We start from the raw sequence: 11,327 nt of genomic DNA, 5'->3' as shown, positions 1-11,327 counted from the left end.
GAGCAGACAATCGAAAAGCTCCAGAAGGCGTTGGACGATGCGCTCGCGGCCGGTGTCGATATGATCGTCGAGGCTGGATCGCAGTCCGCTCTACTCGCGGAGATTGGCGCCGCAAGTGGTACGCCTCTGATGTCCTGCCTGTTCCAAGGCAAGGACGACTGCGAGCAGCTGGCGGTGGTGCTGGGCTCCCTCTATGTCATCGGCGTCGACGTCGACTGGCAGGCGCTCGATGCACCCTTCAGCCGCCGGCGTTTGGCGCTGCCCACATATTGTTTTGACCGCACTCGGTTCTGGTTTACCGACGGCGCGCCGGTTCCGGGACCCCGGACAGCGCCGCCCGCCAAGGTGGCAAAGCCGTCTGAGACTGTCCGTTCCGAGGCGCCGGTGCCAGAGCCTGCGCCTGATCGAGCACCTGCGCAAACGCCTGCGCAAGAACCTCCGGCCGCCTCTGCTATTTCAACGATCACGCGGCAGGAGTTGTTCGAACTGCTCCGGCGTAACATTGCGCAAGCAACATCGATGATGGCGGATGACATCGGCGAAGGCACGAAGTTCGATGAATTCACCATCGACTCCATCGCCGCGTTTGAGTTGGGGCTGCGGCTTGAGAAGCAGCTCGGCGTTATGCCGGACCCGGAAATCTTCTCCGAGGACATGACATTCGGTGCGGCTGTTGACGCACTCCATGCCTTCGTGACAACCGCACGGGCGAAGAGTAACGGATCGGCGCCGGCGCCGAAGTCTCCCGAACCGCCAAGCGTATCGGCGCTTACGCCGTATCTGCCGCGCGTCGAGGTTCCAGTCCCCGTGGCCGGCAAGCGACACGATCAGGGAAACGGGCCCCAAACCGTCGATGAGCAAAGCGTCAGCGATGCGCGCGCGTTTCTGGAGGCGATCAAACAGCGCGCCGATCCCACAGATTACCTTGAGACGATACGGCCCGATTTCACTGCGGCGCTGCAGGAGATGTTGCTGGATGTGGATTTCGACTCGGCGGTTGGCGACCGGCTGAGCGGTTCGCGATTCGGCGTGCCGGTCCATGCCATCGACATGGTTGGCGGCTTCGGTTCTACGCTGTTCGGCCATAACCATCCCGCTTTGGTTGGTGTGCTCCGGGAGGCTCTCGCCGCGCACAGGCCGAAATTCGTGCAAATGGCCAATCGCACGGCGGCGGGCACGCTTGCGAAAGACTTGGTCTCGCGTGTCGCTGCCCTCACGGGGCGCGACTATCGGGTCGTGCTTGGCAGCACCGGCGCCGAGATGGTCGATGCCGCACTGAAGCACGCGTTGTTTGAGTGGAGCCAACGCCTCAAGACATTTGATGCGGCTTGCAACAGCGCCGGCATCGACGCGCCGGAAGCCCTTAGCAAGCCGCCGGTCGTCCTGGCTATCGAGGGCAGCTATCACGGCAAGACGTTGGGGGCGTATAGTTTGACCTGGCATGCGCCGGGCCGTGATGCGCTCGGACTGAACGGGCCGTTTGAAGTCGTTTGGCTGCCGCGAGACGACAGTGCGGCAGCCTCGGAGATATTTGAACGCTACCAGGGGGACATCGAGACGAGCGACGGCCCTGTCCGCTTCAGCCGCATCGCCGGGCTATTCTTGGAGCCGATCCAGGGCGAAGGCGGGATTTTCCCGCTGTCAAAAGACTTTGCCGGCACGTTGCGCAAGCTTGCCGACGCGGTCGAATGTCCGATCGTCGTCGACGAGATTCAATCGGGTATGGGGCGCGCCGGCGCGTTTACTGCTTCGTCGCTGATCGACTTGCGCGGCGACTACTATCTGTTCGGCAAGAGTCTCGGGGGCGGTCTGACAAAGACGACGGCCTTGCTGATCGATGCCGAACGCTATGCCGAGGGTTATGGCTTCGCCCATACCTCGACCTTCGCCGAGGACGACCACGGCGCCTTGGTGGCATTGCGTGCCCTGCAGCTTTTGGATGAGGACGATATCGCGACGCGCGCGCGCGTCGCCGGTAAGTATCTCACCGACAGTCTGGAAGAAGTGAAGGCGCGGTATCCTGGCGTGCTATCGGCAGTGCGCGGTTGCGGGCTCATGGCCGGATTTGAGCTTTCTAGCCAGCAGGACAACGCCTCGCAGCTGATACGCGGACTGTCGGAGCAGGGGCTTCTGGGCGTGTTTGTCGCGAGCTATCTGCTGCATCGGTGCGGGGTTCGCGTCGGAACCACATTGTCCCGTCCATCGACGCTGCGCCTGGAGCCGTCCGCCTACATATCGCGTGCAGAGATGGATCAAGCCGTACGGAGCGTTGAGGCCGTCTGCCAAGTCATCGCATCGGGCAATGCAGCCGATCTTGTGCGTCATCTGGCCCAGAGCTTCCGCAGGGAGGGGCAGACGCCGTTCAAGTTGAGTGAAAACCCCGTCGCGGGGCGGACAGAGCCTGTCCATGCCAGCGTCACGGCGGCCCAGAAGCAAGCCGTCTTCCTAGGCCACATGATCAGCTCGAACGATATCGGCCTCCTGGATCCGTCGTTGCTGAACCTGACAGAGAGGGAGCGGGAGAGTCTTGCCGAAAGGCTGGTCGACCCGATCCTGATTGAGAGCGTGCCGCTGCTGTCCTCGTCCGGCGAAGCCCTGAACTTCCAGGTCTATACGCTGCCGTTGACGGCCCGCGCGATCGTGAAGGCCCTCCGCAACGGCGAGTCTGCGAAGATCGTGGAACGGGTCAATGCGGCGGTAAACCAGTTTGCCGAGGAAGGTGCGAGCGTCGTCGGGCTTGGCGGATTGCTCTCGGTGATTACGCGCAACGGGCTTGCGGTGCGCAATGGCTTCGATGAGTTGCAGATCACGACGGGCAATACGTACACGGTCGCTCTTGTTGTAGAGGCCGTTCTTGCGGCCATGCGCGAGCGCGACATCGATCCTGCGACGGCCAAGGTTGGCATCGTTGGCGCGGGCGGCAATATCGGCGCTACGCTCGTGCAATTGCTCAGCGAGTATTTCCCTCGCCTGCACCTCGTCGGCCGGAATGCGAGCATCGCGCGGGTCGAACGCGCGGCCGTTGGAGCTTATGACGCCGCGCTGGAGCAGCAACAGCTTCATGGGAGTGAGCTCTTGACGGGCCTGGCGGCTGAAATCGCCGATTTTGAACTGAAAGCAAGGCTCGCCTCGTCCAATGGGGTCAAGATGAACGGTGAGGCCCCCTCAGCGGGCGCGCGGCTGAGAAAGGCGGTGATTGAGCGTTATGGCACCGACCCCTTCCTTGCCGTGACTGGTAGCATCGAGGATCTAAATGATTGCAGCGTGATCGTGACGGCTTCGAATTCCATCACGCCGATCCTGACGCCGTCAAACGTCGGTTCCACGACTCAAATCATCTGCGACGTGTCGGTGCCGACCGACGTCGATACCGATCTCGTCACGGAGCGGCCCGATATCGCCTTCATCCGGGGCGGCGTTGCCAAGGCGCCTGAGAACAACCAGTTCACGTTGGATGTTATTGAACTGCCGAAAAACCATTTGCTGGCGTGCATGACGGAGACGGCCCTGCTGGGGTTCGCCGGCAAACAAGGCTTCAGCGCAATCGGTGACATTCATGCCAGTGGCGTTCGGCACTGCCATGCCCTGGGCCGCAAATACGGCTTCAGTCTGGGCTATGTCTCTCTGGAGAAACCGTTCGCTATCGACATCGATTAAGCAGACATGAGAGCAAAAACTCTCAATATCGTTTTGGTGTTGGCGGGAAAGCGCGCATGAGCAGTCCAACTATTCCACAAGAATGCGATGTCACTGTCATCGGCGGCGGGCCGACTGGGTCGACGGCTGCAAATAAGTTGGCGTCGCGCGGCTATCAAGTCGTGCTTATCGACAAGGCAGCTCATCCACGAAACACGGTCGGCGAGAGCCTAATCCCTCACTTCTGGCGTTATACGGACGAGCTCGGCGTCACCGAGGACATCGTCAGCGAGGGATTTTTGTCCAAAGGCGGCGGGCTTTCCTACTGGGGCAGCGAGTTGCGCCGGCTGAGGTTTCGCGACTTTGGGCATGAGCGGCCGCCGCTTCATGTCGAGCGCGATATCTTCGACGATATCCTATTGCGCAAGGCCGGAGCGGGCGGCGCGCAAGTGTTTCAGGGCGTGCAGGTCACGACCATCGATGACTTGGAAGGCCCCATCACGACGGTGAACTATAGAGACGCGGACGGGCAGCCGGGCTGTCTGAAGACGCGCTATGTCCTCGATTGCTCGGGACAGGCGGCGGTCGTCGCCAACCAATTGAAGATGCGCGTCTTCGACGAAGGGCTGCGGTTCTCGGCGTTTTGGGGATACTACCGCAAGAGCAAATACCTGACTTTTGACGGCGACGTTCGCAACGATGAGGAAAAGTTTGAGCATCCGCCGGCAACGCTAATGTCGACCGTTGGTGGCTGGGGGTGGTCGTGGCATATCATGCTGCGCAAGTGCGTTAGCGTGGGCGTGATCATACCCAGGGAACGTCTGTCCGAGTTGCGCGGCAACTCGCCGGAGGATCGGGAAGAGCTATTCCGGCGCCATGTTTCCAATATTGAGCTGACTGGCCGCTTGCTCGATGAAGACGACTTCATCCCTGGAAGCCTTCGGAACTTGCGCAACTACGCCTACAAGCCCGCTGCCTTGACCGTCGGCAATTGCTACCTGGCCGGCGATGCTGCAGCCTTCGTCGACCCGATCAACTCCATTGGCGTTGTCCTTGCCATGTTCTCAGGATCGATCGCGGCGCACGCCATTTCGCGCTCCTTGGAGAAACCGAGCGAAGCTCAGCTGAACCGCGAACTCTATTCGCACCAGTTCGGCAATAGAGTTGCCCTGTTCCGTTTGCTCGCGTTGCCCAATGGGCATGATCATCTCTCGCAAGAGGAGCTTGATCGCGCCAAGGAGGCCATAAGTGCAAGCAGCGACGCTGAATTGCAGCTCATGGCATTGCAGGCCACTAACAATTTGCGCGACGACGTGCTCAACGACATCTTCGATGGTCTCGGGATCTCCAAGCGGCCCAAGATTGAAAGCGTGGATTGGCCGGCCTTGCCACTTTAGCCTTCCAGGGCTCTGCTGGCGGCTTTAAGCCATTCTTGGCGCTTTTCGGCCAAGCTAACGCAGCTTTAGAGGACCGAGGCTCGGCATGATCAGATCCTATTCCGACCACGCCGCCAATGAGCGGACCTTCCTGGCGTGGCTGCGCACCGGTGTTGCCGTCATTGCGTTCGGCTTTCTCATCGACCGGTTCGATCTCTTCGTGCGCACCATGGCGGCCGCAGTTTCGATCAACCCTGCAGATCGCGCGCAGCTCGAGGCCTTGTCGAGCCATCTCGGTCATGGCGCGGGCCAGGGCTTTGTTCTTGTCGGCATTGCCTTCATCATCGTGGCGACGTTCCGCTTTGTGCGGACGGGTTACCGCCTCGACGATCAAAAGATTCACCCGCCGGGCATGGCCACCGAGCTCAGCCTGTCGGTGATCCTCGCCGTCCTTCTGCTTGTCGCGACGATACCATTGGTCTTCCCGGGACTGTTCTAGAACGGGAACAGCGCGGCAGGGCGGGGCTGGGGCGGCGGTGCACCCTTCTTCGCGCAAAGCCGATGCCGGTAGTAGCACGTGCCGTTGGATAGGCCCGTGCTCTCTTGTGCCATCTCCGTCTCGGCGCCGAGGCTGAAGCGATACTCAACTGCGGCGTCGGGCGCCCAGCCTGAGCAGGAGATGCGAACCACGCCTTTGTACGCATCGTCGCAGCGATTGCGGATCCTGAACGTGCCGCCGTTCGGTGACAGGACGATGCGCAGGCATTTCGGCGGCGCCTGGTCGCATGGCGAGTCGTTGTCTTGGGGCTTCTCATTCAGCGCCACGGCCCATTGCTTGGCGACTTTCGTCGCGGTATCGAGATGCGCCAAGATGTCCGCGGTCACGATTTTTGGTTCTTCGAGTAGGAGGTTATGCCCCGCAGGGACGGGGTGAAGGCGGTAGGCGCCATCCATGAAGTTTGCTGTCTCGAGGACCGCGATGCGGCTGAAGGCGGGATCCTCGCGGCCCCAGATGAACAAGGTCGGCGGGCGAACCTTGCCAACCGGGTCGAGGGAGCGGAATTTGAATGCCCGATACCAATTCAAGGCGGCATGGAGCGCGCCGGGTTCGCTGAACATGCGCCGGTATTCTTCGACCTGTTCGTTCGTGTGATCCCGCCACTTCAAGGACTTGAGAAGTGCGGCTTGATCGAAGCCTAAGGCCAACTCAGGCAGCAGGGGAAGCCAATAGAACAGGACATAGCTGCTGCGCGGCCATTGCGAGCTTGCGTTCGAAAGTGCTTTGGCGATCGCCAAAGGATGCGGCGTGGACAGGGAGGTGAGGCTGAGCACCCGCTTCGGATGGCGGTCGGCGACGGTCCAACCGATGATGCCACCAAAGTCATGGCCGATGACGTGGAACCTGTCGAAGCCGGCCGCGTCGGCGACCGCAAGCACGTCGCTGGCAATCTTGCCTTTGGTGTATTCCTTCTGCCCCGACGGCCTCGCGTCTGGACTGTAGCCGCGCTGGTCGAACGCGATGGCGCGGTAGCCTGCGTCCCCAAGTTCGCCCAGCAGCGGTTCCCACATGACCGAGGTCTCGGGGAAGCCATGCAGCAAGATCACGCCGTCGCCATGCGCGTTGTCGAATCCCGCCGCCCGCGCGCGAAACTCCATGGTGCTGGCTTGTATGCGCACCAAGCCGTCCTGCGTGCCGTCGAACAGGGGAAGCGCCCGCGTCGCCTCGGTGTGGCAGTCCGGACAATCAGGCGCCAGGAACAGCCGATCGATGGCATAGGCGGCGACGACGGGAACCGCGAGAATCGCGAGGACGAGCCCAAGCCACTTTAGGTATTTCATGGTGCGTCCCCCGACCCTGCTCCAAGCCTGAGCCCGGGCCCCAAGATTCACCGGCGACTCAAACAACGGGTGCTGATGGATATCAGATCGTGCCCCCTATCGCCAACCTGGCGGCAATGTTGGCCGATTTCTTGGCTTAGGTGGGATGCAGCAAAGCTGTGAGTTCGCTCGGGCTCGGTGTTTCGCCGGGGCAAAAAGTTGACCGAACGGTCACGAATCCCCCATGATCCGCCGAGGGGGAAGGCGAATGGCGCGGCCGCGGGAATTCGACATCGACAAGGCGCTCGATCGCGCCATGGGCGTGTTCTGGCTGAAGGGCTATGAGGGCACGTCGCTCCAGGACCTGCTCAAGGCCATGAAAATCGCCCGCGGCAGTCTCTATAAAGCCTTCGAGGACAAGCACAGCATTTACCTCGCCGCGCTCGATCGCTACGACCAGACGGAAGTCGAAGAGGGCATCGCGTTTCTCAGCGACCCAAAGGCCGGCGACGGGTTTTCACGCGTGCGTGCCATGCTGGAGGGTGCGAAGGTCGATGCTTCGCACCGCGGCTGCTTCTTGTGTAACGCCGCCGTCGATCAGGCGCGCAGCGACCCGGAGGTCGGAGCCAAGGTGTCCTCGATGTTCCGGCGGCTTGAGGAGGGCATCGCCACGGCCCTCAAGCAGAGCCGGCGGGCGGGGCGCTGGTCGGCCAAGCGCCGCGCAGCCACGGCCGCGTATATCTTGAACACCTATATGGGCCTGCGCGTCCTGGCGCGCTCCGGCTATCCGCCCAAAGACCTTCAAGCCATCATCGATAGCGCGTTGCGCACGGTGTAGCGTGAGCCCCGCGCCGCTCAAGCTCCTCACGGCCTCATCACGGATTGGTTATAGACCAATCGGTCAACAAACACGCGTTTGTGAGAGTTTGTTAGTTGAACGAACGGTTCCAAACCCGATATCAACGGGGCGTTCAGAGCAACCAACCAACTCGAAGGAGAACGACAATGTTGAAGACGATCCTGATTACGGTGGCCTTGGTCACCGCCGGCGTTGCCCCCGCCGCCGCGGAAGGCTTCCCGAACGTCTACCAGACGAACCTCGATCGCTAGATCGAAAAACCAAAGGCCCCTGTTCCTCCCAAGGCAGAGCCTTGCCCCAACCTCTCTAAGGAGAACGAAAATGCTGAAGACCCTTCTGATTGCTACCGCCCTGATGACCGTTGGCGTCGCCCCCGTCGCCGCGGAAGGTTTCCCGAACCTCTATCAGACCCACCTGGATCGATAGTCAGGGCTCAGGAGAGTGGCCGCATTCCCCTCCCATGCGGCCACTCTCAATTTTTTGCATCGAGGGGGGCAATCACCGAGAGTTTATTCAATGTGGTCACCGGTGCGCTCAGAAGCCGGATAGAGTGGGCCCGTCGCCGTCACTGACTGGGAGCCCCCGCCATGCCGCTCAATGCCCAACAAGAGCAGCTCTGCGCCGAGAACAAGACAGACTTCTCTGATCTCACAGCCGTCACCGTCAACTGCTCGCTCAAGCGCAAACTGGAAGACTCGCACACGCGGCTGCTGCTGTCGGTCGCCGAGGACATCATGCGCAAGAGCGGCGTGGGCGTGGCGCAGATCCATGCCGCCGCGCATCAAATTCCCTCGGGCGTCTATCCCGACATGACCGAGCACGGCTGGGACCGCGACGACTGGCCGTCGTTGTGGCCGCAAATCGAGGCCGCCGACATTCTCATCGTCGCCACGCCGATCTGGCTGGGGGAGGAGAGTTCCATCTGCCGCATCCTCATCGAGCGGCTCTACGGTATGTCCGGCCTGCTCAATGACAAGGGACAGAGCCTCTATTACGGCAAGGTCGGCGGCACGGTCATCACCGGCAACGAGGACGGCGTGAAGCATTGCGCCATGAGTATCCTCTACGCGCTTCAGCATCTCGGCTACACCATCCCGCCGCAGGCCGATTGCGGCTGGATCGGCGAGGCTGGGCCGGGGGCGTCCTATGGCGATCCATCAGACGCCGGGCCCATCGGCTTCGACAACGACTTCACCCAGCGCAACACCACGATCATGACCTGGAACCTGATGCACCTTGCGCGCATCTTGAAGGACGCAGGCGGCTATCCCAATCACGGCAACAACCGCGAGGCGTGGAAGGCCGGGTGCCGGTTCGGCTACGAGAACCCCGATTACCGCTCGTAGGCGCGCGCGCTCAATAGACCGAGTCGAAGAGGTCGTAGTAGGAGAGGTCGAGATAGCCCGCGTCAGACTTGCGGTTCTCGAAATTCCATTGCGTGAACCAGTCGTAAGTCGGCCAGAACCGCGCGTCGTTGCGCAAGACGCTGTAGCGGTCGCGTAACGCGTTCCAGTCGGCAAGCGACCCGACATCGCGCAAGCCACGCAGGAAGTCGTCTGCCTGCGCCAGATCCATCTCGAAGAAATAGTTCGGGAAGCCGCCGACGATCGTTGGATAGATACTCATCGTATAGAGGTCCGGCAGGGACTGGCCGTCCTGGAACAGGATCGTGTCCTGGGAGGCATAGACACGATTGGCGATGAGCGAATAGACGCGCGAGTCCTCGCCATCGTTCAGCTTCAGCAAGATGACACTCGGCAGGTAGCGCGGAAACTTATGGTCCTGCGTCTGGGTCAGCAGTGACGCCGCCGCTACCCAGTCGTCATAGCTCTTGATCGGGTCGCGTAAGGACACATCCGGTTTGACGCGCGGGTTCAAACGGTCAGGCGGTCCGCTGACGGTCTCGCCCATATGGGCCTGAATGTCCGCAATCAGACTGAGCAGAGGATCGTTCTTGTTGGTCTTGATTTGCGTCGGCTGATCGGCGCCGGCGAACGGCTCCAGCGCGAGCGCGGCTTGCCCGATGCCTTGCGTCCAGTCGTCGCGAAGTTTTTGGCGCGCGCCTTCTGGCAACAGCAGCAGGAAGTTGTCCTCGAACTCCTGGCGCAGATAGTTGAAGAACACGAGCGTTTCCAGCTTCGGGATGTCGCCGGACCAGTACTCGAAGCTGGCGACGGTGTCGTAGTAGATGCGCTCGAAGCCGCCATAGTTCATGAGCCATTGCGTGCGCGGAATGCCGCCCTGCCGGCCCTTCATCACCGAGACATTGCTCTCGTGGCGCAGCACCGTCAGCCACGCATTGGAATTCTTGCGGTCGCCGTTCCAAATGGCGTCGATCGTGTAGCCCTTGGGACGGAGCTTCTTCAGCGCGGCGGCGTAGGCGGCCTCGTACGCGTCGTTTCCGAGCGGCGACCGGTCCATAAACGTGTCCCAGGTGTCCAGTCCCAGTTTCGGATCGAGAACCGACACGTCGTATTTTGGATCGACGAAGTAGACCCAGAACTGGTCCTTGACTGCGAAGGTCGCGGTTTGTCCAAGACAGACCGGGCCGTAGGTGATGCCGGACACGATCAGCTCGGAGTTCTCCAGCAAGAAGCGGTAACGCGCTTCGGTCGGGATGGCTTGAAAGACCAGGAAAGGATTTCCGGACCCCCACGGCGGATCGAGATGCTCCGTCGTGCCCCAATCGCGGCCCAGGAACAGGTCTTTGAGATGGTCGATATCCGAACGCTTGAGCCGCCAGACGAAGTGGTTCTTCTGGATGATCGGCGCGGTGACCTTCTTCAGGCGGTAGTAGAACCGATCGACCCCAGCATGAGCGTAGGGGTCGGTGTAGGGGAGAGGTGTGTCGATGATCTCGACCGGAGCCGGCGGGTTCGCGCTCGCGCTGCCGGACGGCGTCTTGGACCGAACGAGCTTGAAGAAATCCCCGGGACTTTCCTCCAGCACGATCGTCGCCAGAAACACATGGTCGAAGATGTAGCGCGCGACGAGCTTGGACCGTTTGTCGGATGCGTTGAAGAAATTCTCCCAGGCGAGGACAGCGGCCGGTTCCGTCACCATCTCCGCGGCGCGACGCTCTTTATCCGCCGGGCCCGGTGAGCCTGCTGCCACCCACGCCCGAAGTTTCGTGACGTCCTTGTCGTCGAGCGCAGGCAGGCCGAAGGGCATGCCGGCAGCGGGGTGCTGCTTGAGGTGCGTGCCCAGGGCTTCCGGTGTCGCCGGGCATTGGTGGTCGTAGCGCTTGGCGTAGACGGGCATCAGGGCTTTGCGCGAGAAGCCCGGTTTATTGTGGCCCGCGCCGACTTTGACCATTTGATAGAGCATCGAGCGGGCGACGTTCTCTTGGCTCGAGCCGTCGCGCGACAAGACAGGATAGAATCCGCGTTTGCGCCACTGTGCTGTCGTCTGCACCACGTTCATGCCCGTGCGCGGAGAGCTCTCCAGATGGCTTGAATAGGGGTTCTCGCCGAAGCCACCGCGTTCGACCCCGCTAAACGACGAAAGTTTGACGTTGCATGGCGAGCCAAGGCAGCCATGGCAGGCGATGCAGCGTGCGTTGAAGATGGGCTGGATCTCGGCGGTGTAGTCGGGCGCTGCCGACCTTGCGGCCGGCTCCTCCGCTGGTCCAGTTGTGG

7 protein-coding genes are annotated in these 11,327 nt (G+C 61.5%); 5 read left to right on the top strand and 2 right to left on the bottom strand.

The window, feature by feature from the left end; genetic code table 11:
- From ABY454_RS10945 to ABY454_RS10935, 3 genes are all read left to right on the top strand, one after another.
- On the top strand, nucleotides 1–3,657 hold a 3,657-nt coding region (locus ABY454_RS10945; RefSeq protein WP_372930632.1), incomplete at its 5' end, for an aminotransferase class III-fold pyridoxal phosphate-dependent enzyme.
- Nucleotides 3,658–3,713: 56 nt separating this feature from the next.
- Nucleotides 3,714–5,033, top strand: a complete 1,320-nt coding sequence (locus tag ABY454_RS10940; RefSeq protein ID WP_372930630.1) for an NAD(P)/FAD-dependent oxidoreductase — start codon at nucleotides 3,714–3,716, stop codon at nucleotides 5,031–5,033.
- Between the two features lie 85 nt (nucleotides 5,034–5,118).
- Nucleotides 5,119–5,511, top strand: coding sequence for a YidH family protein (locus ABY454_RS10935; RefSeq protein ID WP_372930628.1), 393 nt, complete (start codon nucleotides 5,119–5,121; stop codon nucleotides 5,509–5,511).
- Here ABY454_RS10935 and ABY454_RS10930 read toward each other — a convergent pair.
- The gene (locus ABY454_RS10930; RefSeq protein ID WP_372930626.1) at nucleotides 5,508–6,851 is read right to left on the bottom strand and encodes an alpha/beta fold hydrolase; all 1,344 of its coding nucleotides are present in this window, start codon (nucleotides 6,849–6,851) and stop codon (nucleotides 5,508–5,510) included. The genes ABY454_RS10935 and ABY454_RS10930 overlap by 4 nt on opposite strands.
- 247 nt (nucleotides 6,852–7,098) lie before the next feature.
- Here ABY454_RS10930 and ABY454_RS10925 point away from each other — a divergent pair, with 247 nt between their 5' ends.
- Together ABY454_RS10925 and ABY454_RS10920 are read left to right on the top strand one after the other, a co-directional pair.
- Nucleotides 7,099–7,668 (top strand): TetR/AcrR family transcriptional regulator, encoded by a 570-nt coding sequence (locus ABY454_RS10925; RefSeq protein ID WP_372930625.1) that lies wholly within the window; start codon nucleotides 7,099–7,101, stop codon nucleotides 7,666–7,668.
- 608 nt (nucleotides 7,669–8,276) lie between these two features.
- Entirely contained in the window at nucleotides 8,277–9,035 is a 759-nt protein-coding gene (locus tag ABY454_RS10920) for a flavodoxin family protein (protein ID WP_372930624.1), read from the top strand.
- A gap of 10 nt (nucleotides 9,036–9,045) precedes the next feature.
- On the opposite strand, the gene ABY454_RS10915 is transcribed toward ABY454_RS10920, so the two are convergent.
- Nucleotides 9,046–11,327 (bottom strand): fatty acid cis/trans isomerase (locus tag ABY454_RS10915; RefSeq protein WP_372930622.1); only part of this gene is annotated, 2,282 nt, incomplete at its 5' end.

This window comes from Methyloceanibacter sp. (assembly GCF_041573655.1).
Taxonomy (GTDB): domain Bacteria; phylum Pseudomonadota; class Alphaproteobacteria; order Rhizobiales; family Methyloligellaceae; genus Methyloceanibacter.
This window is presented reverse-complemented; position numbering and strand designations above follow the sequence as displayed.

What these genes read in the sequence shown, in the direction of transcription:
- ABY454_RS10940 (WP_372930630.1), top strand. Translation starts at nt 3,714, where the DNA reads ATGAGCAGTCCAACTATTCCACAAGAATGCGATGTCACTGTCATCGGC.
- ABY454_RS10935 (WP_372930628.1), top strand. Translation starts at nt 5,119, where the DNA reads ATGATCAGATCCTATTCCGACCACGCCGCCAATGAGCGGACCTTCCTG.
- ABY454_RS10930 (WP_372930626.1), bottom strand. Translation starts at nt 6,851, where the DNA reads ATGAAATACCTAAAGTGGCTTGGGCTCGTCCTCGCGATTCTCGCGGTT.
- ABY454_RS10925 (WP_372930625.1), top strand. Translation starts at nt 7,099, where the DNA reads ATGGCGCGGCCGCGGGAATTCGACATCGACAAGGCGCTCGATCGCGCC.
- ABY454_RS10920 (WP_372930624.1), top strand. Translation starts at nt 8,277, where the DNA reads ATGCCGCTCAATGCCCAACAAGAGCAGCTCTGCGCCGAGAACAAGACA.